We start from the raw sequence: 25,298 nt of genomic DNA, 5'->3' as shown, positions 1-25,298 counted from the left end.
GCACAGATCAACACGGATGGGGAAGAGAGATTTACGATTTTGGAATTACGATTTACGGGACCGAGGGGGAGGCGCTTGGGTCAACCAGCCTGCTGTCGATTGATGGCGTCGACGTGGCGGGGCCAGACGAGGTGGAAATCTTTGCTGGTTATAATGGTGGTGTTGGGAGTGAAACGGCCGACTGGTTCCATCTGCATCATGCCGTAATCATCCATATTATGGGTTTCATCGTAAACCAGAACAGTGCCGGATTCGAAGAGCTGGATCTGTCGCCCTACGAAACCTTCTTCTGATGTCTCATAATAAATCGCCGACTTTCCCCACGCGCTGCGACGGGGGAAGAAGCCGTCGTCTTGTTCAACGGTTTGCTTGAAATATTTGATGAAGGGATTCGCAGGCAACGGATCAAGGTTTCTTAGGAGTTTCCGGCAGGGCGAAGGCGACGATGCTGCCGCCACTAGGGCGACCGGATTTGCCGCCGCCGGCGTTGATGACGACGTATTGGCGTCCGTTGATCATGTAGACGCTCGGTGTCGCATTACCGCCGAAGGGCAGCTTGGCTTGCCAGAGGATTTTGCCGGTGTCTTTGTCAAAGGCGCGGATGGTTTCATCGGCAGTGGCGGCGATGAAGATGAGGCCGCCGGCAGTGACGACGGGGCCGCCGTAGTTCTCAGTGCCGGTGGGCGGGATGCCTCGCGCGGTGAGTTTTTCGTATTCGCCCAGGGGGACTTTCCATTTGATCTCGCCGGTGTTCAGGTCCACGGCGTTGAGTGTGCCCCACGGCGGTTTGATGGCGGGGTAGCCTTCTTTATCCTGATAGCGGCGGAAACCGGCGAAGGCGTATGAGGGCGGATTCTTGGTGGAAGCCGCAGCGTTGTTGTTCGCTTCATCGGGGCGACCGCCGGTGCTGAGGGTGTTTTCGTTGCGGACGTAATCGAGGATGGCGGTGCGGGAGCCTTCAGGGATCATGTCGAAGGCGGGCATGCGGCCGCCGCCTTGGCGGGTGATGGTCTCGATCTCCAAGCGGGTCTTGCGTTTCTCGACGTCAATGAGCGAGGGGAAGCCGCCTGCGAGATTGCCTTTGCGATCGAGGCCGTGGCAGGGGCCGCAATACACCATGTAATCGCGTTCACCGGCGACGAGCGGTTTGCCATCGGCGCGACGCGTCTCGACCATCTGCACGAGCCAGGGGATCTCGTTGATGTTCACGTAGTAGATGCCGTTCGGATCAGCGGCACCGCCGCCCCATTCCATGCCGCCATCGAAGCCGGGGAACATGACGGTTTCATTCAGGCTGGGGGCGGGGAAGGGACCGAAGTTCGGCGAGGCTTTGATGCGATCGAGCGTGGCGATCTGCGCTTCGGGCGAGATATTGGAGACTTCGGCCTCGGTGTAGTATTGGCGCATCAAGGGCGCGGGCTTCGTGGGGAATGGTTGCGTGGGCCAGGCTTGTTCGCCGCGCAAATCGGATTTGGGAACGGGGCGTTCTTCGATGGGCCAGAGGGGTTCACCGGTGACGCGGTCGAAGACGAAGACGTAGCCGTGCTTGGTGCCTTGCGCGACGGCGTCCACTTTCTTGCCTTTGTGCGTGACGGTGAGGAGAACGGGCGGGCAGGGGAGGTCTTTATCTAGGAGATCGTGATGAACGATCTGGAAGTGCCAGAGGCGTTTGCCTGTCGCGGCATCGAGCGCGACGATGCAGTTCGCGAAGAGATTCATGCCGTGGCGCTCGCCGCCGTAGAAATCGGGTTCAGCGGTTTTCGTGGCGATGTAAACGATGCCGCGTTTTTCATCGAGGGACTGGCCGGGCCAGGGCATGACGCCGGTGGCGGACTTGTAGGCTTCCTTGGGCCAGGTGTCGTAGCCGACTTCGCCGGGGCGCGGGATGAGGTGGAAGATCCAGCGGCGTTCGCCGGTGCGGACATCGAAGGCGCGCACGGCTCCGGGGCCGCCCACACCGCCGAGGATCATCAAGTCCTTGTAGATGACGCCGGGGGTGTTCAGGCCGACGTTCGGGGTGTTCGCGGTGTCGAGGCCGGTGCCGAGGTGAAGTGAGCCGTTTTCACCGAAGCTGCGGATGAGCGTGCCGTCTTTGGGATTGAGCGCGAAGAGGTAATTGCCGACGGCGGTGAAGAGGCGTTGTTCTTCGCCTTTTTCATTTTGCCAATAGACAAGGCCGCGTTGACGTCCACGACCAGCGCCGGAGCGTTCTTTCGAGGGGTCCCACTTCCAGAGTTCCTTGCCGGTGGCGGCGTCGAGGGCGATGACTTTGCGCGTGGGTGAGGGCGTGAAGAGGACGCCGTTCACGATGAGGTTGTTCGCCTGATACTCGCCTTTATCACCGGTCTCGTAGGTCCACGCGACTTTGAGTTGCGTGACGTTGGAGCGGTTGATCTGGTTCAGCGAGGAGTAGAGATTGCGCTCCTTGCTGCCGAGGTAGGTGGACCAATCGGTGTTCGCCGGGCTGGCGGCGAAGGTGGTGGCGGAAAGGAATCCCACGCCCAACAAGGCGGCGATGCGGGTGGTAAGTCTCTGGCTCATGTGTGTTGAGCGTGATTAAGCCGCAAGTCTTAGATGGATTTCAAGTGGTTAGGGGAGAATTAACCACGGAGACACGGAGGGCGCTGAGGGGAGAAGGGGATTTTAGCCACAGATGGAACACGGATCACACGGATGGAAAAAGACGATAGCCGGGGATTTTAAATTTGAAGATTTGAAATTCAAAGGGAATGGATTTGACCGTGTCTCGATAAATATCAGGGAACGGAATACGGGTACGCAAACCGCTTCCTGATCGAGAAGGTTGTGTCTATTGAGGGAGGGCAGTTTATTTGGTCTTTTCTTTGAGCAGGGCGATGACGGCTTCGGTGATGTCGGTGACTTCGGTGCCCGCTTGGTACATGGGCTTTTCACGGGTGCCAACAATCAGATCATAACGGCCTTTGGCGTATTCTTCGGTGAGGCGTTCGACGGAGTGCTTCTCGCGGAATTCCTGAGCTAGGCGGTCGCGTTTTTCGATGAGCTCTTTGATGGGGGCTTTGGCTTCTTCGACGCGTTTGGAGAGCGCTTGCAATTCCGGATCAGGGTTGCTTTCTCTTTCCGGTAGGCCAGTTGAGCCGGTTGAAATGCGGATGGGGCGAACGGGGATAGAGCGTGTGCTGGCATTTGCCTGTGCTACTACCAATTGCATGCGTAGAGATTCATATTCTCTGATCTGGGCCTCGATGGCCGGGGAGAGCTGATCGGTTTGAGCGGTGCGGGCGAGGTGATCCCGGCTGGCTTGGGTGAGGGCAGAGAAAATCTTGTAATGATCCGCGGTGGCCCAACGCAGCTTGGTGGGAGCGGGTGGTGCTTTTGCCAATTCACTCTTGATAGTTTGCAGTTCGCTGAGAAGTGCTTGATTGGTCACCTTTGGTTCCTCGCGGCAGCAGCCGGCAAGGAACAAGCAAGTGACGAGCAGGAGCGGGATTTTCATGGATAGAGTTTCCTTTTGATGGGAGTGATACGAATGGCCTCAAGTAATGTTTCGCTCGGGACACTTGCTGAATCAGGCCTGGATCCAATAAGCACCATCGGACCATTTGATGCGTTTACCTTTTTCGATGAGCTGGCCGGTCATGCCGATGCCCCAGCCATCGCCTTTGATGATCTTGAAGGTGTCCTGGTTGGTGAATTGGCCGGTCGCGAGTGTCCCGGTTTCGTTGACGATGAGCAGGATGGGGCCTTGCTGGAAGATGGCGCAAGGTTTACCGGAAAAGAGCCAACGGCCAGGAGTGGAACGAGGATAATTGGGTTTGGCTTCGATGGCGAGCGCTTCGGTGGAGAGGAGAGCGCCAGCGGCGAGGGCCACGGTTTTCAGGGCGGTACGACGGTTTTGATTTTCCATAGTGTGTCTATTAGACGGTTGTGATAGGGATTTGCTCCAAGGGCTCGGACGAAACATTAGCACGAAGGTAGGAGCTGGCCAAGAGGGAGTTTTTTAGGGGCGAGATTTTGCCGTGGAGTCACGGAGGGGGAAGTTTTAGCCACAGATGGAACACAGAAGAAACACGGATGGATAGGCGCAGAAAGCGCAGAGGGGGCATCGAACATCGAACATCGAACATCGAACATCGAACATCGAACATCGAACATCTAACATCGAACATCGAACATCGAACATCGAACATCGAACATCGAACATCGAACATCGAACATCGAACATCGAACATCGAACATCGAACATCGAACATCGAACATCGAACATCGAACATCGAACACGGTTGCACCGGTGGGTAAATGAAGAAAAACCGGATTTTTAAACAAAAGGGCGCTAAGGTAGCGATGGGGAAGGGAAGAGTTTCAAGATTTTTGGTGTTCAGTCTTCAGAGGTGGAAGGCGCAGGCGGGACTTGGGCGGGTCGTTTTGGAAATGGAAGAAGCATCAGTTGGATGGGGCCGGTTTCTTGATATACCTGAGTGAGCAGTTGCGAGATCAATTCTGAGGCTTCAAAGGCGGTGGGAGGCAAAGGGTAGCGGACGAGGATGATCTCGCCGGGTGGTCGTGTTCCTAATTTTTCTGAAAGAGCTGGGATGCCCTTGGCTTGAAAAAAATCGCGGACAGTGTCGTTGAAGGCAACGTATTGGGGGAGAAGGCCGAAGCCGAGAGTCGCTGGTGCAGGAATGCAGTTCAAAGAAAGGAAACAATGGGAGCCGTAGATCAGGATGGAGATGACACGATCGTCTCCTGTAGAGTAAAAACGATGGAATGGGGCTTTTAAATATTCTACATCGGGGCCGCGCAATCGTTCGGTCTCCATGCGAGGCACTTTCGGTTTTATGACGTCAATCAAGTCCTTGCAGCCGGGCGGGAGATCGGTGCCGCGCTGGTGGAGATTGACGAAAGGGTTCATAGCAGTAGAAGGCTAAAGGGGATTTACGATTTTAGAAGTACGATTTACGAGAGTTACGCTGGAAGGATGATATTTATTTCCTCAATTAGCATGAATTGGGAAACGGCTGCATTCTGATTTTCTTGTTTGGATTAGTAAGATAACCGCGAAACACGCTTAATACGCGAAAGGGGGGAATTGAGAGTCCAGAGGAGATAAGAATAGTACCCAACTGGAACGCGGTGGTGTTGAAGAGAAACCTGATGGTCTATGCGGCGTCGCGGGAGCGGTCGAAGGGGTTAAAGGATTGAGTGGGAAATTGAATCTCGTCCGAGGGCGGATTGAGGCAGAGGAGTTCCAATCTCGCGATGTCGTCCAGCAGGAATCTTTTGGTCCAACTGCGGTTGAAAAGGATGTTGTAGTAATCCGACAAAGAGCGCCGGATCTGAGGCAGCATCTGCCGGGCTTGTGCTGGAAGGTTTTGAGAATGCTCAAGCTCTTCAACGATTTTGGAGCCTGCCGTGTAGTGTTGTTGGCACAGGTCCATGTTGGCTCCGCAACCCTCGTCGACCAATGTTCTTAAAGCGTTTAATTTTTCACTGAAACCTTCGCCTGTCATATCCCATCTCCGCTTGTCTAGGTTTTGACTAAAGATAATCGGGTTTTGATTTTGCGCAAAGTGCCTAATGGACTGGTTGATATGGGGTGTTTACCTGATTCTGCACGAAATTCCTTCTCGGGTAAGCCTGATTGAGAGGGGATGATATAAAGGGCGCCTCACGGAGACGAAGCCGGTTGAGAGGTGAATAAGGAGGGTGATTTAAGAGGGTTTTATCAGGGGAGGGTTAACCGCGAAAGACGCGAAATATGCGAAAGGGGAGTAGAAAGGCGAAATTTTTGACCTCAAATCGATATCAGGTGGATGTTTTGGCTTTAAAGTTCTGATTAGCAGCGGGTTATGCTGCTTTGAAATGTTTTTCAAAAAAAGGGACATGGACAGCCAATGTCCTACTGACTGTTTTAGATTAGGGACCATGAAGGATGAGTTATGCATCCGGAGCAAGGGACAGTGATGACGCTGGAAGGAGGGCGTGAGGAGATGGGAATGGAGCAAAATTTGGATGGTGGCAAGGAACGCGTTTTCTTGCGGCAAACGGATTGCCAAACGGGGCGTTTCCCTATATCCATGCGGCCCATGAAACGACTTCTCCCGACAGTTGGCGCTGCTTTATTGGCTATTGCCCTCGTGGTACAAGCCGATCCGCAAGATGAGCTTTACGCGACTTATTACGGCATGTTGCAGGACGCCGAAGCGTTGTTGGTGAAGGGTGAGGAGTCGGCGGCGTTGATCCGGTATCGCGATGTGCAGGAGGGGTTGCAGAAGCTGCGTTCCGCATATCCGAACTACAACGCCACGGTGATCCAATACCGGCTGGAGTATGTGAACCAGAAGATCGCGCCGTTGGCGGCGAAGTATCCGAACGTGAAGCCGACGCCTAAACCGGCTGTCTCTACGCCAGCGATGAAGAGCGGGCCGGCCAAGGAGAATGTGCCAGCGCCAGTGCCGCAGCCGAGTTTCTCGGACTCCGAGATCACTCGCTTGCACGATCAGTTGATCAGTCTGCAGACGGAGAAGATCATGCTGCAGAAGCAGCTCAAGGATGCGCTGGCGGCGAAACCCGCCGCATTGGACCCGAAGGAACTGGCCAAGGTGGAAGGAACATTGCTGGAAGTGCAGAAGGAGCGCGATGTGTTGAAGGCGAGCTTGCAGCAAGAGCAGGTGAAATCTGCCAAGATGGTGGATGCGAAGGAGATTTCAGAAACGAAATCACAATTGGCCGACGCCAACAAGGAATTGGCCAGCCAGAAGAGGGCGATGGCGAAGCTGACGGATGAGAACGCGAGCCTGGAGAAGAAAATCGGCTCGATGCGCGAGAGCAAGGAGCTGCCGCAGTTGAAGGAAGAAGTTTCGACGTTGAAGAAGCAGCTTTCCGATGCGAACAAGCTGGCGGGGAATGCGGCGAAATTAGAATCGTCGAACAAGGCTTTGGAAAGTCAGCTCGCGACAGCGAAGGCCGAAGCGGAATCCTTGAAGTCCGCCAATAAGAAGATGGGTGATGTGGCGAAGCTGGAGACGGAGAACCGGGCGCTGGCATTGGAGGCGACACAGTTGAAGGCGCAGACCGAAACTCTGGCTGCGCAGCTCAAGGATGAACAGAAGCGCGCGGCGAACATGGCGAAGATGTCCAATGCGGATGAGGGCTTGAAGAAGGAGCTTTCGGAGACGCAGAAGCGTTTGGCAGAGCAGCAGAAGGCGGTGGAGCAGGCGCAGACGGAAGCGAGCAGGGCGCGGTCGGCGGCGCAAAGCGAGATGCGTGATGCGGAGAAGCTGCGCAAGGAGAATGCGAAGCTGGAAGCGCTCCTGACGGATCCGAAGATGGGAGCGTCTGCGACGGCGGCACCGGTCGCGAACACGAAGGAAGTGGCGAAGCTGGAGAACAAGGTGCGCGATCTGGAAAAAGAACGCGACAGCCTGGAGAAGAAATTGAAGGAGGCAAGCAGCCGTTCGAATCGCCGTGACACGGACAAGGCGGCGGATGAGCTGGCGAACTTGAAGGCGCAACTCGAAGTGTTGAAGGCGACGAAGGTTCCTTACACGAAGGAAGAGCTGGCGCTCTTCAAGGCCCCGATGGTCTCTACGGGGACGTTGGTGGCGGCGGTGGACAGCAAGCCGTCGGCGACGGTCTCGAGCACGGTGGCAGCACCGGATCAATTGTCCGCGGAAGCGCGCAAGTTGATGGCGGAAGGCGAGCGCGCAGCGGCGGAGAAACGTTATGACGTGGCAGCAGAAAAGTATCAGGAGGTGCTGAAGTCGAACGGCAGCCATGTGTTCGCGCTCGGTCAGCTCGCAGCGGTGCAGATGGAGCAGAACAAACTGTCGGACGCGGAGAAGAATCTGGACAAGGCGCTGAGCCTGAAGAAGGACGACGCGTATGCGTTGAAGCTGAAGGGCATCATCGCATTCCGCCAGGACAAGTATGATGCGGCGTTGGAGAGCCTGAGCCGTTCGGCGCAGCTTGATCCGAACAATGCGGAAACGCAGAGCTTCCTGGGTATGACGCTGAGCCAAAAAGGTCAGCGCGGTGCGGCGGAAGCGGCCTTGCGCAAGGCGATCCAGCTGGAGCCGGGCAATGCGAATGCGCATCACAATCTCGCGGTGGTCTATGCGACGCAGACTCCGCCGATGACGGAACTGGCGCGCTGGCATTACCAGAAGGCGCGCGGTTACGGTCATCCGGCGAATGAGAAGCTGGAAGCGCTGATGGGCAAGTAAAGTATGTTACGCCAGGAAGTTCATGAAGTGACGATTCCTACGAAGGGACGTGGCTTCTATGACTTCACGGCGGAGGTGGATCGGTTGGTGGCCGGGGCGAAAATAAAGACGGGCCTCGCCACCTTGCACGTGCAGCACACGTCGGCTTCCCTGTTGATACAGGAGAATGCGGATCCGGAGGTGCGGAGGGATTTGGAAAGGTTCTTCACGCGTATCTGCCCGGATGGCGATGCGCTGTTTCGTCATACATGCGAAGGGCTGGATGATATGCCGGCGCATGTGCGGACGGCGCTCACGGCGGTGAACCTGAGCGTGCCGATCAAGGGTGGCTCAATGGTGCTTGGGACGTGGCAAGGGATTTACTTGTGGGAACACCGGACGCATGCGCATCGGAGGAGGATCATCGTCCACTTGCTCGGCGAGTAGATCAGAGGGTCGAAGGAGAAACGCCGATGGCAACGATGCTGCAGGCTTGGATGACGTTCAGGCCGAGGCGTTCGGCTTCGGCGAGGACTTCATCGGATTCGGTGCCAGGGTTGAGCCAGAGTTCATCGCAGCCTTTTTTCGCGATGTCGGGCAGGACTTTCAGGACGACGGGTGGGGGCAGATAGACGGTGACCATCTGGGGGCGCACGGGGAGATCGAGGATGCTGGGGAAGGTGGCCAAGCCTTCAACGGTGCTCTCCTTGGGGTTCACGGGGTAAACGCGGTGGCTCTTGAGCACGAAGGCGCGCACGGCTTTGTTGCCGAATTTTTTGCGGTCGCTGGAGGCACCGAGGATGGCTACGGTTTTCATCGCGGGAAAGTATAGTGCAGGATGGAGTGAATGACCAATGATGAAATGGCCGTTGCACGGAGCGAATGATATGATACGTGAAGTCACAGCGCAGGATGCGGAGAAGGTTTGTGCCATCTACAATCATTATGTGCTCAGCACGACGGTGACGTTTGAGGAGGAGGCGGTTTCTGCGGAGGCGATGCGCAAACGGTTTGCGGATGTGACGGCGGTGTATCCGTGGTTGATCTTCGAGACGGATGGACAGGTGTTGGGGTATGCGTATGCGCGGAGGTTTCATGAGCGTGCCGCTTATCGGCACACGGTGGAGCTGGCGGTGTATGTGGCGAACGGCGGCCACGGCAAAGGCGTCGGGAGTGCGCTTTATGGTGAATTGATCGGGCGGTTGAAGAAGCTAAACATGCATGTGGCGCTGGGCGGGATCGCGTTGCCGAATGAGAAGAGCGTGGCGCTGCATGAGAAGCTGGGTTTCAAAAAGGTCGCGCACTTGGAAGAGGTGGGCTGGAAGTTCGGGCAGTGGATCGATGTGGGGTATTGGGAGTTGAAGTTTTAATTGTAATGCAGAAGGCCGCACGTTCTTTCCAGTTCGATGCTGAAGCGTCTTGCTTGAACATAGGACGACGAAAACGAGGGCGAGGATGATTGAGGTATGGGTATAGTCTTCTTGGGAGTTCGCTTGCCGTTGGAGACGTTGCACCGCACAATCCCCCGCACAGATGCCGGAAACGATCCGCAACTGGGTCGAAGAGACGGAGCAGTTCGTTCTCGAAGTGATTTTTGACCGCCGCAAGGGCAAACGCGCCGCTGTGGTGCGTTCTGCTTTGTACGGATTGTCCAAGGTTTTCGAGGCGATCGTGAAGGCGCGCAAGTTCCTCTACGATGTCCGTATTTTGCGCGATTCCACGCTCGGCATCCAGGTGATCGCTGTGGGTAACATCACGGCGGGTGGCACGGGTAAGACGCCGGTGGTGGAGAAATTCGCGCGTGAATTGCAGGATCAAGGGCGTAAGGTGGCTATCCTTTCACGCGGTTATCGCTCCAAGCCGCCTCCCTTGCGCCGCCGCTTGATCAACAAGATTTTATTCCGGGAAGAGGCGTCGCCGCCGCGTGTGGTGTCGGATGGCAAATCTCTGCTGCTCGATTCCGAGACAGCGGGGGATGAGCCATACATGCTCGCGTCCAATCTCAAGGACGTGGTGGTGCTGGTGGATAAGGACCGCGTGAAGAGCGGCCGTTACGCCATCCAGAAATTCGGCTGCGATATCTTGCTGCTCGATGACGGTTTTCAGTATTGGAAATTGCGTGGCCGGCGGAAGGATATCGTGCTGATCGATTGTCAGCAGCCTTTTGGCAATGAACACATGTTGCCGCGTGGTACACTGCGCGAGCCGCCACCGCATCTCGCCCGAGCGAGTGTCATTTTCCTGACGAAGAGCGATGGCAACACAGCGGAGTTACGCAAGCGCATCGCGAAATACAATCCCACGGCTGGCATCATTGAGTGCGTGCATCATCCGCTCTACTTTGAGGATGTGTTCACCGGTGAACGGCATGGGCTGGATTTCCTGAAAGGGCGTCGCGTGGCCTCGTTCAGTGCCATCGCGCAGCCGGAGAGTTTTGAGCATGGTCTGACGAAGCTCGGTGCGGACCTGGTTTACACGAAAAGTTTCGCGGATCACCATCGTTTCACGCAGCAGGAAGTTTTGAACGCGATCAATCGCAGCAAGAAACGGCAGGCGGAAATGATTGTGACTACGCAGAAAGATGCGGTGCGTTTCCCGAAGATTGATCGGCGCGATTTACCCATCTATTTTATGCGCGTGGAGATCAAGATCCTGAGCGGTGCGAAAGACTTCCAGGATTGCGTGCGGCAGATCTGTTTCCGGTAAGGCAGGCATGGATAAACTGCTCTACATCATCGCGTGGGTGTTCATGAAGTCGCTGCAAGCGCTGCCTCTGCGCGGCGTGGCGCGGCTGGGGCGCGCGGGTGGCGGTCTAGCCTACTGGCTGGATAAACGGCATCGCAAGGTGGCCACGGAAAACCTGACGCATTGCTTCGGTGATTCGATGAGCCGCGAGCAGATCCGTGAGATTGCGAAAGAAAATTTTCGTAGATTGGGCGAGAACTACGCGTGCGGCATCAAGACGGCCGCGATGACATTTGAGGAGTTGCAGCCGCATTGCGAATTCATCGGTGCTGAGAAGTTGTTTCCTCCGGGTTCCCCGACACCTCCGCCGAATCGAGTAGTAGCTATCGGTCACTTTGGAAACTTCGAGTTGTATGCGCGCTTCGGCCAACTCGTGCCGGCGTATCAATGCGCGACGACGTATCGCGGTTTGCGCCAGGCATCGCTGAACAAGCTGATGCAAAGCATGCGCGAGAAATCGGGCTGCTTCTTCTTCGAGCGCCGCACGGATGCGAAGCTGTTGAAAGATGCGATGGCGCGTTCGGGCATGATCCTTGGGTTGCTTTCCGATCAGCATGCGGGAGATCGCGGTTTGCGGCTGCCGTTCTTTGGTCGCGATTGCTCAGTGAGCGCGGCACCGGCGGTATTGGCGCTGCGTTATCAATGCCACTTGCACACGGGCATCTGCTATCGCGTGGGCTTGGCGCAGTGGCGCATCGAGGTGGGCAGCGAGATTCCCACGACGTTCCGTGGTGAGCCGAGGCCAGTGGAGGATATTACGCGCGAGATCAATCTGGCGCTGGAAGAAGCCATCACGCGTGATCCGGCGAACTGGTTCTGGGTGCATAATCGCTGGAAGGCGCAGAAGTTTCGCGGCGGTGAGGCGACGAAGATCGCTTCAGCCGCGCGCACGACCATTCCCATCACGGACTTGGAGGCGGAGCCATGAGCGTGGAGCCGAAACGGATATTGGTGCGTGGAGTGAACTGGCTGGGTGACGCGGTAATGACGACGCCGGCGATGTTCCGTTTGCGCGAGAGATTTCCGCAGGCGCACATCACATTGCTGACGCCGGACAAGCTCGCAGGATTGTGGGAGAATCAATCGTGGTTGAACGAAGTCATCACATTTAGCGGGGAAGATTCACTTTGGAGCGTTGGAAAGAAATTGCGGGCGGGGAATTTTGATATGGGATTGATTCTGCCGAATTCCACACGCTCGGCTTTGGAGTTGTGGTTGGGCAGGGTGGGGAATCGGACGGGATACGGTGGTCGGGCACGATCCATTTTTCTGAACCGGGTGGTGGAGCGAATCCCTGGCATGGTGCCAATGCGGAAGCGGAGCGTAGAGGAGATCAAAGGATTGATTGCCGGAAAACCGGATACAGCACCGAAACCTACTTTTAAGGATCATCAGATGCATCACTATCTGCATCTGGTGGGAGCGCTGGGGGCAAAGACGGAATTGTTGGCACCCAAGATAGAGGTGAGTGCAGCGGAGCGGGTGGCGGTTTTGCAGAAGTTTGGTATTTCAACGAACGGCAAATTACTGTTGGGGTTAAATGTGGGAGCGGAGTACGGACCAGCCAAGCGTTGGCCGGTGGAGAACTTCATTCATGTGGCCCGACAAGTCAGTGAATCGCGACAGGTAGTGTGGTTAGTATTCGGCGGCAAGGGCGATAAAATATTAGCCGGGAAGTTAGAGGCGGGGATATGCTCTGAGACAGGTGAAAACGGTCCGCAAGTCGTCAATTTGGCGGGGAGAACTAATCTACGTGAACTCACGGTTCTGTTAGGTGCCTGTCGTGCAGTGCTTACGAATGACACCGGACCCATGCATGTGGCGGCAGCCTCGGGGACGCACGTTTTCGCGATTTTTGGGAGTACTTCACCAGAATTAACCATGCCGGGGCTGCCTACGGGCAATGAGGTGACTATCTTGAAAGGAAACGTTCCCTGCGCGCCCTGCTTTTTGCGGGAATGTCCGATAGACAGCCGTTGCTTAATATCGATAACGGTTGATGATGTGTGTCTGGCTCTAAACCGGGTGCTCTGATCATTGATCCGCTTGTCGAATTCAAATTAGGTTCAACGCTGGCCTTATGCTTTGGCCAGGGCTTCGATATCGATGGTGTCCGACTCGGTCGTGATGTCGGCGAACAACCACGAGGAGAGATAACGTTCTGCCGAGGACGGAATGATGGCGACGATCTGTTTGCCCTGATTCTCCGGACGCCGCGCCACTTGCAGCGCGGCCCAGATGATCGCGCCGCTGGAAATACCCACGGGTATGCCGTCCAGTTTGTTCACTTCCTTGGAGACAGGACCGGAATCTTCCTCCAGCACTTGGATCGTCTCATCGATGATCTTCGTGTTGAGATTGTCCGGTATGAAACCGGCACCGATGCCTTGCAGCTTGTGCGGTCCGGGCAAGCCACCGGAGATGACGGGCGATTTGGCAGGTTCGACGGCGATTGCTTTGAAGGATGCCTTGCGTGGTTTCAACACTTCCGCGATGCCTGTGATAGTGCCGCCTGTGCCTACACCGGCGACCACGAAATCCACTTTGCCATCCGTATCACGCCAAATCTCTTCCGCCGTCGTGCGGCGATGAATCGCCGGATTTGAGGGATTCGAGAACTGCTGCAGGATCACGCTGTTCGGGATGAGCTTGTTGAGCTCTTCCGCCTTCGCGATCGCGCCCTTCATGCCTTTCGCACCTTCGGTCAGCACGACTTTCGCGCCGAGGACTTTCAAGAGTTTGCGACGTTCGAGACTCATCGTCTCCGGCATGGTGAGGATGAGTTTCAAGCCACGCGCAGCAGCGGCGAAAGCGAGGGCGATGCCCGTGTTACCGCTCGTCGGCTCGATCAGCACCGAGTCCTGATTAATCTTACCGGCCTTGAAGGCGTCCTCGATCATCGCCACGCCGATGCGGTCTTTCACGCTGGAGAGCGGGTTAAAGAACTCGAGTTTCAGCAGCACTTCCGCCAAAGCACCATACTTCTGCGCAGTGCGGTTCAAGCGGACGAGCGGCGTATTTCCAATTGTCTCGGCAATGTTACTGTAGATTTTGGACATAGGTATATTCTGTTGAGGTTATAGGTCTCTCAGATAGCGTAATCTTCATCCGCGAAGACGCGGACATTTTTCAAGCGCACGAACACAGGAGTTCCGGCGAGCAGCGACAAGGCGACGCTCTCTTCCTTCGTCAATTCGACAGTGAAACGGGATTTGTCATCGCTGCGCTCCAAGTCCAAGTGCACAAGCGGACCGGCAGAATTGATGTGCTTGATGATGGCAGGAATGCTATCCGGCCCTTCGGCATGCAGGCTCACCTTGATCTCATGGGGGCGCACGTAAGCGACCGCCGGTGAATCATCCGCCACACCATGGCCGTGCGCGCTGATGGCAGTCTCGCCCAAGTGCACCCGGCCATCGCGGAGGCGGCCTTTGAACAGGTTCACATTACCGAGGAAGTTATAGACGAACGGATTGGCCGGTTTGTCATACACTTCATCCGGCGTGCCGATCTGCTCGATCTTCGCCTGGTTCATCACCACCACGCGATCGGCGACTTCAAGCGCTTCATCCTGATCATGCGTCACGAAGATGCTCGTGATGTGGATCTCTTCGTGGAGCTGACGGATCCAGCGGCGCAATTCCTTGCGTACCTTGGCATCGAGTGCGCCAAACGGTTCATCGAGCAACAACACTTTCGGTTCCGCCGCGAGCGCGCGGGCGAGAGCGACGCGTTGACGTTGACCACCGGAGAGTTGGTTCGGCAGACGTTTCTCGAACTGTTCGAGCTGCACGAGCTTCAGCAATTCACGCACGCGCGCGGCGATCTTCTCATCGCTCGGCCGAGTGGCTTTCGGACGCACGCGCAGACCGAACGCGATGTTCTCAAACACCGACATGTGACGGAACAACGCGTAGTGCTGGAATGCGAAACCGACCTGGCGTGAGCCGGTGGGCTTGCTTGTGACGTCTTCCCCATGGAAGAGCACCTGGCCCTGACCGGGATCAGGAAATTCCAGACCGGCGATGATGCGCAGCAGCGTCGTTTTGCCGGAACCGGATGGCCCCAGCAAAGCCAGCAGTTCACCCGGCTTGACGCTCAGATTGATGTTCTCCAGCGCCTTATACTCGCCGAAATGCTTCGAGATGTTACGGACTTCTATGCTCATTACAGGAAAATTTTAGTGGCCACCCGATTGATTCTGACGACCGCGCCATTCCACAATGCTCTTCAATAGCAACGTCACGAGCGCCAAGCAGGCGAGCAGTGACGCAATGGCAAAGGCGGCGACGAAATTGTACTCGTTATAAAGGATCTCCACGTGCAGTGGCATCGTGTTCGTCTCCCCTCGGATGTGACCGGAGACGACGGACACGGCACCGAACTCACCCATGGCGCGGGCATTGCACAGGATGACGCCGTAGAACAAGCCCCACTTGATATTCGGCAGCGTGACATGCCAGAAGGTCTGCCAACCGCTCGCGCCAAGGGTCAGCGCGGCGAACTCTTCGTCATTCCCTTGCGCTTGCATGAGCGGAATCAGCTCACGCGCGACGAATGGGAACGTCACGAAGATGGTCGCGAGCACGATGCCGGGCACGGCGAAGATGATCTTGATGTCGTTGTCTTGCAGCCACGGTCCCAGCCAACCTTGCGCACCGAAGAGGAGCACATACACCAGACCGGAGATGACCGGTGATACCGCGAATGGCAGATCGATTAACGTGATGAGCAGGCTCTTGCCCCGGAACTCGAACTTGGCGATGGCCCAGGATGCAGCCACACCGAAGATAAGGTTCAGTGGCACCGAGATACCGGCAGCGATCAAGGTCAGCTTGATGGCCGCCATGGCGTCCGGTTCCTTGAAGGCTTCAAAGAAAGCGCCAGCGCCGCGTCGAAATGCTTCCGCGAAGATCGCCGCGAGCGGAACGAAGAGGAACAAGCCTAGAAAAGTCAATGCGCCGCCGATCAGCAACACGCGGAACCACAAAGGGTCATGCGTGGCGTGACGGCTTTTGATGCCGCGACTTACTCGTGATGTAGAAGCTCCAGCCATGAGATCAAATCGTTATTATTTACGGGTGCGGGTCTGCGTCCAGCGTTGCAGCAGGTTGATGAGCAGCAGCAGCACGAAGGAGATGACGAGCATCACCACGGCCAAGGCGGTTGCGCCCGCGTAGTCATACTGTTCCAGTTTGGTGATGATGAGCAGCGGCGTGATCTCCGTTTTCAACGGCATGTTACCAGAGATGAACACCACGGAACCGTATTCACCTAAAGCGCGCGCGAAGGAGAGCGTGAAACCGGTGATCAGCGCGGGCAGCAGCTCTGGGAAGATGACTTTGCGGAAGGTCTGCCAACGATTCGCACCGAGGCTCGCTGCCGCTTCTTCCACTTCCACCTCGAGATCTTCCAACACCGGTTGCACGGTGCGGACCACGAAGGGCACCCCGATGAATACCAGTGCCACCAGCACGCCCTGTTGCGTGTAGGCGACCTTGATGCCCGCCGGTTCCAGATGCTGACCGATCCAACCGTTCTTGGAATACACGGCGGTCAAGGCGATGCCCGCCACTGCGGTAGGCAAGGCAAACGGCAGATCCACGATGGCGTCGATGATTTTACGACCGGGAAAGGTGTAGCGCACGAGCACCCAGGCGACGAGCAGGCCGAACACCATGTTGATGAGGCCCGCCAGAAACGCGGCGGTGAACGTCAGCTTGTAGGAAGCGACGACGCGTGGCGACGTAACCGCGGCCCAGAAGTCGGGCCACGTCATCGAGAATGTCTTGGCAAAAGTCGCCGCCAGCGGGATGAGGATGAGCAGGGTTAGATAAAACAACGTGTAACCCAGCGTCAATCGGTAGCCCGGTAGGACGCTTTTTTCAGTACGGACAAAAGGTATCATTAACTTCTAAAATGCGATGGCTTTACAGGTTCGGAGCGTAGGCCACTAGTTTGCGGTACTCGTTCAGGATCGCCTGCAGCGCGACTACGAAAGCTTTTTCCTGCTGATACTGTGGCGCGGCGTGCGGTGTCTCGAAGATGATCTCGAACGGCCTCGGCGTATTCCGTGGTGCACTCAGGATACCTTGGTAGCCCTTGCGGATGATGCCGTTGCGCGCATTGAAGCCATCGATTATCGAGTTATGATTACGCGGCAAAAACTCCTCAGCAGCTTTCAACGCCGGCTCGACGAGATGTTTCGTCAATGTCGCACCATGAGCGAAACCATAGAGACCATCGCTCGTATCATCCGCATGCAGTGAAACGATGCCGTGGAACGCATGCAAAACCAGCTCCTGCTGCAACAACTGCACTTCAGGCTCGCTCGTGTTGTTCCAGAACTCGCGATTCAGATCACGGCCACGGCGGGAATTGCGCGTATTGTCCTCGAAGCCCGTCGGATTGCACACGGGATAAACGAAGAGGCAATAGCCCTTGGCCAGTTCAGGAAAACGTTCGAGCAAGGTGAGGAATTGCACCAAGGCATAAGCACCCGCCGGTTCATCACCATGGATGGCAGCGAAGAGGCCGATGCGGATCGGCTCATCACCGCCCTTGGGACCGATGAACATGTAACGCGGCAGATCATAAGCCTCGCCGTGATGGTCGAACTTGCCTGCGCTTTTCACCAAGAGATTTGGCGAGGTTTCTGCGAGGCGATTCAACGGGGCGAGCAGGTTGGCGATGGAACGGCGTTGGGCCACCGTTGTTCTCGACAGGCTGGATTGCGTTTCAGTCGTGATGCTCATGTTATCGGTCAGTTAAAAATTGAGTGGCTTTCTCCCTGACCGTTTTTCAGGGAGAAAGCGCTGTTTGCGCGGCGCACACCACCAGTCAGCAGCTTCACATCGCAGGAAGCGGAATTGGGTAATGATTCCATAATGACTGGTGGTGTTGCGCGCACAGGGATGCTTACTTGGCGTAGATCTGATCGAACGTGCCGCCATCCGCGAAGTGAACTTTCTTCGCATTCGTCCAGCCGCCGAAAGCTTCATCGATGGTGAAGAGGTTGATCTTCGGGAACTGGGCGGCGTACTTCGCCACGGCCTTCTCCGAACGCGGACGGTAGAAGTGCTTGCCCGCGATGTCCTGGCCTTCATCCGAGTAGAGATACTCGAGGTAAGCCTTGGCCACGGCTTCCGTACCCTTCTTCTTCACGACCTTGTCCACCACCGTCACTGAGGGTTCGGCGAGGATGCTGATGGAAGGAATGACGACTTCATACTTGTCCTTGCCGAATTCCTTCAGCGCGAGGAACGCTTCGTTTTCCCAAGAGATGAACACGTCACCGATGCCGCGTTGCACGAAGGTGGTCGTAGAACCGCGCGCGCCGGAGTCCAGCACGGGCACGTTTTTGTAGAGCTTCTCCACGAAGGCTTTACCGGCCTCATCCTTGCCACCCGCTTTGCGCTTGGCGTATTCCCAGGCGGCGAGGTAGTTCCATTGCGCACCACCCGAGGTCTTCGGGTTCGGCGTGATCACGGAGACGCCCGGCTTGGCCAAATCATCCCAGTCCTTGATTCCCTTCGGATTGCCCGCGCGCACCAAGAACACAATCGTGCTCGTGTAGGGCGCGGAGTTCTGCGGCAAGCGCGTCTGCCAGTTCTGCGGGATCAGCTTACCCACGCTCGAGAGTGCGTCCACATCACCAGCGAGCGCCAGTGTGGCAACATCCGCTTGCAGACCATCGATGATGGCGCGGCCTTGTTTGCCAGAGCCGCCGTGCGATTGCTGGACGGTGACGGTGTCGCCCGTCTTGGCTTTCCAATGCGCGGCGAACGCTTTGTTATACTCTACATACAACTCGCGCGTCGGATCATAGGAGACATTGAGCAACTTCACTTCCGCAGCGAAGGTGGAGCCGGTCACCGCCAAGACAGCGGCCAAACCGAAGAACCGTTTGATTTTATTTGAGATTTTCATGCTGAGCTAAGATTTAAGTTTTTCGAAAGCGAATCCTTTAGAATGAGAACTGCACGCGGCTGAAGACGACCTTCTCGCCCTTGTCCAGCAAAGGACTCGGAGCGTTGCCTTGTGTATCAAAGTCAGTCTGTTCATAAGACAGGCTGAGTTTCAGGAAGCGGTTCAAGTGACAGTTCACACCCACTGCCCAAGAAAGGGCTTCGGTGGCCGAAGTGTTGGCATTGGCAAAGGTCGGGAAGGATTCATCATCCAAGTCGAGACCGCTGACGCGCGCGGACAGCTCGAAGGCCCCCCATCCTTCACTGCCCACCGTGAAGGGCTGGGCAGGTGAAACCGCCTTGAACGAGTTCTTTTCACCTGTCAGGAAGTAAGAGGCCGCCACTTGCCAGCCACTGTGATTCAAGGTGTTGACCGTATTGGCCGCTGTGCGGATCGACTGATGCGCAATCGCATACTCAGCGATCGCACCGAATGACCCCTTGTAATAGTAAGCCTGCGGCGAGATGCGCCACAACTCACCATCCCCCACCACGCCGGCATTATAGGCGAAGGCCGTCTGCTGGCCGGGAGATTGATGGCCGCGCAAAGCCGTCTTGTTGTTGCCGACCGTGCCGGCCACGCCAAAGCCCAATCCTTGGATCCATTCATTGTCGCTGTTGATGAACGGCGTCGCGAAAAGGCGTGCTGCCAAGTCCTTGTCGTCATCCGCAGCATCCGCATCACCGCTGCCACCATTGGCCACGCCATTGAATATACCCAACGCGTATTCCAAGCGGTTATCCAAGACAGTGCCGGAGAGCTGGATACCCAAATCGCGGTTTGGCAGCAGTTGCGTCGGGTAGGCGCGCTCGTTGAAGAGCAGGTTCGCACCGGATTGCAACCGCTCAAGGCCCACCGGTTCTTTGAACTTACCAGCCGTGATGTTCAGCCATGGATAATACTTGGCTGTCACATAAGCATCTTGCAGCAAACCGTTGTTTGCAGCGCCGACACCCACGTTGCTCGGGAAATCGAGCATGATGCGGTAATCGTAGTTCTTGAAAGCTGTGCCTTCGATGATCGGACGCACGCGGCGAAGCAAGAACTGGTCGTTAACGCCACCGGCGACATTGTCATCAATGAAGTAACGGCCATCCGCCTGCACATAGCCGCGAAGACGGAAGACGAAATTAGTATCTGGCGAGCGGACTGAGAAACCAGACGCACCCAAAGAAACCACCGGAGTCGTCTTCGCCTTCTCGGCGGAAGCCTCCTTGTCGATTTCCAGTTTGCGGTCTTGGATCTTCACTTTTTGTTCCAGTTCTTCGATGCGCTGAATGAGTTGTTTGATCAGAGTGGCTTGGTCAGACTGGTCAGTTTGCGCCTGTATTCCGGTGGCGCTGATCCCGATGGCCGTTACGACGGCCAGTTTTTTTAATCTCATGGAGTGGTGTCTTCATTTCAGATGCCTCCGTTTTTTGGGTCAGCTCCCGACGTTTAATTCTTGGCGCTCCTCGGGGAGAGGTTGCGATTCGATGACTGGCCAGGCCCCAGACGCCGGCGCGAGACGCGCTCGATCTGGACCACCTCGCCCTCATGGACGATTACTTGCACGGTGCCAAAGCGCAGACCGGCCACCTCTTCCTTCACGGCGGCCAGCCATAAGTCTGCGGCTGTCTCGGCGGTGTTATTCAAGTTTGTGCTGCTCATACGCTTGGTTCGTTTTCAGTTAACAAAATCTTTCTAATCCAAATATACAGTAAGTCAATCGGGATTATTATTTAAAGACGTAACACATTGATTTTGAGTGGGATAGAAATCATGAAAATCCATCTTAAAACTAAACTTGATTGGTTTAGTGGGGATTATGGTAGGTTTTGGGGCGTATGAAACTGTCGCTGCGCGGCGAATATGCCTTACGGGCCTTGGTGGTCCTAGGGTTGAACTACGGGGAGGAAGTTCTCCCCACCCAAGTCATTTCCGAGCGGCAGAACATTCCCAAGCGTTTTCTCGAGCAAATCCTCAATGATTTGAAGACTTTGGGCATTGTGGAGAGCAAGCGCGGTATCTCCGGCGGCTATCGTCTTAGAATGCCCCCTGAGCAGGTGACCTTGGCCGCGGTGATTCGCCATTTGGAAGGTCCCTTAGCTCCTGTGGGCTGTGTGAGTGAGAAGTTCTACACCCCCTGCACCTGCCCGGATGAGAGCAAATGTGGCATCCGCAGCATCATGAAGGAAGTGCGCGAGGCGATCGTGAAGATCCTGGAGCAAGTGACGGTGGCGCAGCTTTGTGATCGCGTGAAGCACTTGCAGGGGACGAATCAGGCGGTGTCGGACTACATTATTTAAATGACCAATGACGAAGCCCGAATGACCAAGGAATTCCCAAGCGCCGAGCCCTAAACCTGGGTCATTGGGAATTGGTCATTCCTTCGCCATTCGGATTTGGGCATTGGTCATTGAACGTGGGGTTCACAGTTTTGGATTCCATTTTCCTAAGTACCCGCTACTCTTACGTTTACCCTGAACGGCAGCAACGGCCAAGGGTATCTCAAAAATGAAAGCGAAGAAAGCGGTGTCCTCGAACCGGAAGGGCATTCTGGCGGGCGGCAATTTTATCATCGACCAGGTCAAACTGGTTGATGTTTATCCCCAGCGTGAGCAGCTCGCCAATATCCACAGCCAGTATGAAGGCACCGGTGGTGCGCCTTACAATGTGCTGGTGGACCTCGCCGTTCTCGGCGCGAAATTTCCGCTGCAAGCTGCCGGTCTCGTGGGCAAGGACGCGCTCGGCGCGCAAATCCTCGATCACTGCAAGAAGCTCAAGATCGACACGAAGTTCCTCACGGCTGCGCCTAAGTCTTCCACGTCTTACACGGATGTGATGACGGAGATGAATGGCCGCAAGCGCACGTTCTTCCACAATCGCGGTGCGAACGCTTTGTGGGACGGCAAGGATCTGAATTTCTCCAAGACGAAGGCAAAGATTTTCCATCTTGGTTATCTGCTGCTGCTGGACGCGATCGATGACGAGGACAAGAAGTATGGCACGCGTGGTGCCGCTCTGCTCGCTGCCGCGCAAGAAGCTGGTCTTAAGACAAGCGTGGACGTAGTGAGCGAGGACAGTGATCGCTTTGCCAAGATCGTTACGCCTGCGTTGAAGTATACGGACTACGCGATCCTCAATGAGATCGAGGCGGGCAAGACGACGGGCTTTAAGATCCGCCAAGCAGATGGCAAGTTGGATACTGTCGCGCTGCGTCATTCAGCAGGTGCGCTGCTCCAACTCGGCGTACGTGAAGTGGTGGTGATCCATTTCCCGGAAGGCGGCTTTGCCCGCACTCGCGATGGCAAAGATTACTGGCAGCCTTCACTCAAGCTGCCGGAGAAGTATATCGCAGGCACAGCCGGTGCTGGTGATGCCTTCTGCGCTGGCACGCTCTACGGTCTGCATGAAGACCTCGATCTGCAAGAGTGCTTGAAGATTGGCGTTTGTGCGGCGGCGGCATCGCTGTCCGATCCAACATGCACACTCGGCATGAAACCGCTGGCAGCGACATTGGCGCTGGCGAAGAAGTACGGTATCCGCCCGCCGTTGGAACGGGAGTTTTAAGCCGGTAGAAATTTAGGTTGAAAAGGCCGCATCGAAAGATGCGGCCTTTTTGTTGGAGCGCGACTCTCCGAGTCGCAGCAACTCCCATAAGCGAAGGCGGGCTATGCTTTCATCTGGCGTGTTCACACAGGATTTCTCTCATTGGTCACCAACTTTTCGGAAGCCAACGGAAGCATTTCTCCTTGCTGCGACTCGGAGAGTCGCGCTCCGCCAAAACGCCTTGTTGCGTCTGCTTCCGCAATCCGGTTCAATCCCCGACCGGTTTTTGACCGGACAATGATCGAAACGACGAACAACTATGAACTAGTGACGCTTGCCAATGGCGTGCGGAGTGTTTACTCGCGCGCACATGACGAGACGTTTCACCCCGTCATCGGGCCGGTGGCAGAGGCGGAGGCGCTCTACGTGCGGCAGTTACGTCTGCCCGAACGTTTTGCGGCGAGCACGGAAGAGTTTGTGGTGTGGGATGTCGGCCTGGGTTCAGCGGCGAATGTGTTGACGGTGCTGCGTTCTCTCAGTGGACTATGCGGCAAGCTGCGCATCGTCAGCTTTGATTGCACCTTGGAACCGTTGGCGTTTGCGCGACAGCACTCGGTGGAGCTGGGGTATCCGGTGGGATTTGAAGCGCAGTTGGAGATTTTACATGACCAGCATGAAGTGAAGTTCAAGCTGGGTGATGTGACGGTTCATTGGACCGTGCACGTGGCGGACTTTCCTGCTCTGCTGGATCAAGCGGCTAACGACGCCAGCTTGCGCACACAGTTGCCTGCACCGCACGCGATCCTTTACGACGCTTTTTCTCCGGCGACGAATACGGCGATGTGGACGTTGCCCGTGTTTCAGAAACTTCACACGTTCCTCGATCCGCAACGGCCCTGTGCGCTGCCGACGTATTCACGCAGCACGCTCTTGCGTGTCACCTTGTTGCTCGCAGGCTTCTACGTCGGTGCGGGTCATGCGACGGGGGAGAAGGAAGAGACGACCATCGCCGCGAACACGCGAGAGTTGCTCACGGAACCGCTGGGAGAAAAATGGCTGGGGCGCGTGCAACGGTCGCGTAGTGCGGAGCCGTTGATGGATGGGACATATCGTCAAGCGCCATTGAGTGAGGCAAATTGGGAACGGCTGAGAAAGCATCCGCAGTTTTCAACCAAGTGAAGGTTATTATGCGATTGGCATTCTCACCCCTCACCCCGGCCCTCTCCCCGTTGAGGGGAGAGGGAGAACATTTGCTGTCTTTTTTCGCAACTAGCGCATTTGGCACTCGCCGTCTCAACGCATCTGTCCCTCATCTGTGTTTATCTGTGTCCATCTTTGGTTAACCCGAAATGACTCATCACGAACAGTTCGCGGCGTTGCTGCAAGGCTCTGAGCCGATTCTCGCGCTCGCGCCGATGCAGGATGTGACGGATCGGCCGTTCTGGAACTTGATGAGTCGCTATGGCGGGCCGGATGTTTATTATACGGAATATTTTCGCGTACAGCCGACGTCCAAGCCGGAGAAATGGATCGTCGATGCGCTCGTGAATAACACTACGGGCAAACCGGCCATCGCGCAGATGATCGGGAATGACATTCCTGCGCTGGTCCGCACGGCGAAGGAGTTGGAGAAGTATGACATCGTGGCGGTGGATCTGAATCTCGGTTGTCCGGCGCCGGTGGTATATCGCAAGTGCGCAGGTGGCGGTTTGCTGCGTGAGCCGAAGCGGGTGGATAGTATTCTCGGTGCGTTGCGAGATGCTATCTCGGTGAAGTTCACGGTGAAGACGCGCATCGGCTTCGATAGCCCGGCGGTGTTTGAGGAGTTATTGCCCATTTTCGCGAAGCATTCCATCGATCTGCTGACGGTGCATGGGCGCACGGTGCTGGAGATGTATCGCTCGGAGGTGCATTACGATTATATCGCCAACGCAGTGCAAGCGATGCGTTGTCCAGTCATCGCGAATGGAAACATTTATTCACCGGCGAAAGCGGAAGAGGTTTTGCAGCAGACGGGTGCGAAGGGATTGATGATCGGGCGTGGGGCGATTCGTAATCCGTGGTTGTTCGAGCAGATCCGGCAGCATCGGCGTGGTGAAGCGGTTTTTGTGCCGCGCGGGCGAGATGTGCTGGAGTATGTGCATCATCTCTGGGCGATGACTCCGCAAGAAATCATCCGGGAAAACGCGCAGGTGCAGAAGATGAAGAAGTATATGAACTTCCTCGGCATCGGTGTGGAAGCGAGCGGGCAGTTCCTGCACGACATCCGCCGGTGCTCAACGCAGGCCGAGTTCTTCCGCATCTGCGAGACTTACATGGATAACGATGCGCCAATGCCGTTGTTACCGTTCAAACTCGATCTGGCTTCGACGGATGTGGTGGGCGGGGAGCATTTATAATCCTTCAACGATTCCCGGATTTGAGACCGGGTGAATATGGATGGCTGTTTTTTTGGGGGGAGTGATTCGCAAGAATGACAGTGGCTGTGTGGCTGGCAGGGTTTATTTGGTAAAGCCACTTTTAGAGGTTGGATAGGGGGCATGACAGTGTGGTCTTAACGCGCAATTCCATAGTGGATTTTGTCCTGAAATTGGATGTCTTTGTATTATTTTTAGATAACAAGGTCGTAGAGGTGCTATTTTTAGTTGCATGGCATTAGGATTGCTGCATTCTTATGATGCGGTAAGTGGAAGGCAATCTGTGGACATACATTGAGTCGTATTCATAACATAAAACCGCCTTTCGCTGGGTCCACGCCGCGCAAAAGAAAGGTAAAAGTATGAAGATCCAAACTACGCGCAAGAGCGGTTTCACGCTCGTTGAAATCATGATCGTGGTGGCCATCATCGGCCTCCTGGCTGCGATCGCGAT

The 25,298-nt window shown here is 56.0% G+C and carries 27 protein-coding genes; 11 read left to right on the top strand and 16 right to left on the bottom strand.

Going from position 1 to position 25,298, the window contains the following annotated elements; all coding sequences use genetic code 11:
* Positions 1–80 precede the first annotated feature (80 nt).
* From VGH19_13040 to VGH19_13015, 6 genes are all read right to left on the bottom strand, one after another.
* On the bottom strand, positions 81–401 hold the full coding sequence (locus VGH19_13040) for a hypothetical protein (GenBank protein HEY1172293.1): 321 nt from the start codon (positions 399–401) through the stop codon (positions 81–83).
* Positions 402–405: 4 nt separating this feature from the next.
* Complete coding sequence (locus tag VGH19_13035; GenBank protein HEY1172292.1) at positions 406–2,541, bottom strand: PQQ-binding-like beta-propeller repeat protein; 2,136 nt, start codon at positions 2,539–2,541, stop codon at positions 406–408.
* A gap of 286 nt (positions 2,542–2,827) precedes the next feature.
* Positions 2,828–3,475 carry a hypothetical protein gene (locus VGH19_13030; GenBank protein HEY1172291.1) on the bottom strand — a complete coding sequence of 216 codons (648 nt, stop codon included), beginning with the start codon at positions 3,473–3,475 and terminating at the stop codon, positions 2,828–2,830.
* A gap of 72 nt (positions 3,476–3,547) precedes the next feature.
* The gene (locus VGH19_13025; protein HEY1172290.1) at positions 3,548–3,886 is read right to left on the bottom strand and encodes a hypothetical protein; all 339 of its coding nucleotides are present in this window, start codon (positions 3,884–3,886) and stop codon (positions 3,548–3,550) included.
* A gap of 471 nt (positions 3,887–4,357) precedes the next feature.
* The gene (locus VGH19_13020; protein ID HEY1172289.1) at positions 4,358–4,891 is read right to left on the bottom strand and encodes a hypothetical protein; all 534 of its coding nucleotides are present in this window, start codon (positions 4,889–4,891) and stop codon (positions 4,358–4,360) included.
* 247 nt (positions 4,892–5,138) lie between these two features.
* Entirely contained in the window at positions 5,139–5,489 is a 351-nt protein-coding gene (locus VGH19_13015; protein ID HEY1172288.1) for a hypothetical protein, read from the bottom strand.
* A gap of 576 nt (positions 5,490–6,065) precedes the next feature.
* On the opposite strand from VGH19_13015, the gene VGH19_13010 reads away from it, so the two are divergent.
* Both VGH19_13010 and VGH19_13005 read left to right on the top strand, forming a co-directional pair.
* Positions 6,066–8,204: a tetratricopeptide repeat protein gene (locus VGH19_13010; GenBank protein ID HEY1172287.1), complete on the top strand. Its 2,139-nt coding sequence runs from the start codon at positions 6,066–6,068 to the stop codon at positions 8,202–8,204.
* A gap of 3 nt (positions 8,205–8,207) precedes the next feature.
* Entirely contained in the window at positions 8,208–8,630 is a 423-nt protein-coding gene (locus tag VGH19_13005) for a secondary thiamine-phosphate synthase enzyme YjbQ (protein HEY1172286.1), read from the top strand.
* 1 nt (position 8,631) lies between these two features.
* On the opposite strand, the gene VGH19_13000 is transcribed toward VGH19_13005, so the two are convergent.
* Positions 8,632–9,000 (bottom strand): CoA-binding protein, encoded by a 369-nt coding sequence (locus tag VGH19_13000; GenBank protein HEY1172285.1) that lies wholly within the window; start codon positions 8,998–9,000, stop codon positions 8,632–8,634.
* Between the two features lie 70 nt (positions 9,001–9,070).
* Between VGH19_13000 and VGH19_12995 the strand changes: the two genes are divergently transcribed.
* From VGH19_12995 to waaF, 4 genes are all read left to right on the top strand, one after another.
* Positions 9,071–9,553 carry an arsinothricin resistance N-acetyltransferase ArsN1 family B gene (locus VGH19_12995; GenBank protein ID HEY1172284.1) on the top strand — a complete coding sequence of 161 codons (483 nt, stop codon included), beginning with the start codon at positions 9,071–9,073 and terminating at the stop codon, positions 9,551–9,553.
* Between the two features lie 163 nt (positions 9,554–9,716).
* Entirely contained in the window at positions 9,717–10,889 is a 1,173-nt protein-coding gene (gene lpxK / locus VGH19_12990) for a tetraacyldisaccharide 4'-kinase (protein HEY1172283.1), read from the top strand.
* 7 nt (positions 10,890–10,896) lie between these two features.
* On the top strand, positions 10,897–11,856 hold the full coding sequence (locus VGH19_12985; protein ID HEY1172282.1) for a hypothetical protein: 960 nt from the start codon (positions 10,897–10,899) through the stop codon (positions 11,854–11,856).
* Complete coding sequence (gene waaF / locus VGH19_12980; GenBank protein HEY1172281.1) at positions 11,853–12,962, top strand: lipopolysaccharide heptosyltransferase II; 1,110 nt, start codon at positions 11,853–11,855, stop codon at positions 12,960–12,962. Before VGH19_12985 ends, waaF begins: the two co-directional genes overlap by 4 nt.
* A 44-nt stretch (positions 12,963–13,006) precedes the next feature.
* On the opposite strand, the gene cysK is transcribed toward waaF, so the two are convergent.
* From cysK to VGH19_12935, 9 genes are read right to left on the bottom strand one after another with little or no spacing between them, the layout of a single operon-like run.
* Positions 13,007–13,987 (bottom strand): cysteine synthase A, encoded by a 981-nt coding sequence (gene cysK, locus VGH19_12975; GenBank protein ID HEY1172280.1) that lies wholly within the window; start codon positions 13,985–13,987, stop codon positions 13,007–13,009.
* A gap of 29 nt (positions 13,988–14,016) precedes the next feature.
* Positions 14,017–15,096: a sulfate ABC transporter ATP-binding protein gene (locus VGH19_12970; GenBank protein HEY1172279.1), complete on the bottom strand. Its 1,080-nt coding sequence runs from the start codon at positions 15,094–15,096 to the stop codon at positions 14,017–14,019.
* Between the two features lie 12 nt (positions 15,097–15,108).
* Positions 15,109–15,984 carry a sulfate ABC transporter permease subunit CysW gene (cysW, locus tag VGH19_12965; protein HEY1172278.1) on the bottom strand — a complete coding sequence of 292 codons (876 nt, stop codon included), beginning with the start codon at positions 15,982–15,984 and terminating at the stop codon, positions 15,109–15,111.
* Positions 15,985–15,999: 15 nt separating this feature from the next.
* Positions 16,000–16,836 carry a sulfate ABC transporter permease subunit CysT gene (cysT, locus tag VGH19_12960; GenBank protein ID HEY1172277.1) on the bottom strand — a complete coding sequence of 279 codons (837 nt, stop codon included), beginning with the start codon at positions 16,834–16,836 and terminating at the stop codon, positions 16,000–16,002.
* A 22-nt stretch (positions 16,837–16,858) separates the two neighbouring features.
* Positions 16,859–17,683: a succinylglutamate desuccinylase/aspartoacylase family protein gene (locus VGH19_12955; protein HEY1172276.1), complete on the bottom strand. Its 825-nt coding sequence runs from the start codon at positions 17,681–17,683 to the stop codon at positions 16,859–16,861.
* Between the two features lie 8 nt (positions 17,684–17,691).
* Positions 17,692–17,814, bottom strand: coding sequence for a hypothetical protein (locus tag VGH19_12950; GenBank protein HEY1172275.1), 123 nt, complete (start codon positions 17,812–17,814; stop codon positions 17,692–17,694).
* 32 nt (positions 17,815–17,846) lie between these two features.
* A complete protein-coding gene (locus tag VGH19_12945) occupies positions 17,847–18,857 on the bottom strand; it encodes a sulfate ABC transporter substrate-binding protein (protein ID HEY1172274.1) in 1,011 nt (336 codons plus the stop codon).
* 37 nt (positions 18,858–18,894) lie between these two features.
* Positions 18,895–20,280, bottom strand: a complete 1,386-nt coding sequence (locus VGH19_12940; protein HEY1172273.1) for a porin — start codon at positions 20,278–20,280, stop codon at positions 18,895–18,897.
* A gap of 53 nt (positions 20,281–20,333) precedes the next feature.
* Complete coding sequence (locus VGH19_12935) at positions 20,334–20,546, bottom strand: YezD family protein (protein ID HEY1172272.1); 213 nt, start codon at positions 20,544–20,546, stop codon at positions 20,334–20,336.
* A 176-nt stretch (positions 20,547–20,722) separates the two neighbouring features.
* Here VGH19_12935 and VGH19_12930 point away from each other — a divergent pair, with 176 nt between their 5' ends.
* The 5 genes from VGH19_12930 to VGH19_12910 all read left to right on the top strand — a co-directional run.
* A complete protein-coding gene (locus VGH19_12930) occupies positions 20,723–21,184 on the top strand; it encodes an Rrf2 family transcriptional regulator (GenBank protein HEY1172271.1) in 462 nt (153 codons plus the stop codon).
* 208 nt (positions 21,185–21,392) lie between these two features.
* Positions 21,393–22,448 (top strand): carbohydrate kinase family protein, encoded by a 1,056-nt coding sequence (locus tag VGH19_12925; protein ID HEY1172270.1) that lies wholly within the window; start codon positions 21,393–21,395, stop codon positions 22,446–22,448.
* A 276-nt stretch (positions 22,449–22,724) separates the two neighbouring features.
* On the top strand, positions 22,725–23,606 hold the full coding sequence (locus tag VGH19_12920) for an MnmC family methyltransferase (protein ID HEY1172269.1): 882 nt from the start codon (positions 22,725–22,727) through the stop codon (positions 23,604–23,606).
* A 170-nt stretch (positions 23,607–23,776) separates the two neighbouring features.
* Complete coding sequence (locus VGH19_12915) at positions 23,777–24,826, top strand: tRNA-dihydrouridine synthase family protein (GenBank protein ID HEY1172268.1); 1,050 nt, start codon at positions 23,777–23,779, stop codon at positions 24,824–24,826.
* A gap of 380 nt (positions 24,827–25,206) precedes the next feature.
* Positions 25,207–25,298, top strand: a 92-nt coding sequence (locus tag VGH19_12910) for a prepilin-type N-terminal cleavage/methylation domain-containing protein (GenBank protein HEY1172267.1), incomplete at its 3' end; no start/stop codon positions are given.

This window comes from Verrucomicrobiia bacterium (assembly GCA_036405135.1).
Classification (GTDB): Bacteria; Verrucomicrobiota; Verrucomicrobiia; order Limisphaerales; family JAEYXS01; genus JAEYXS01.
This window is presented reverse-complemented; position numbering and strand designations above follow the sequence as displayed.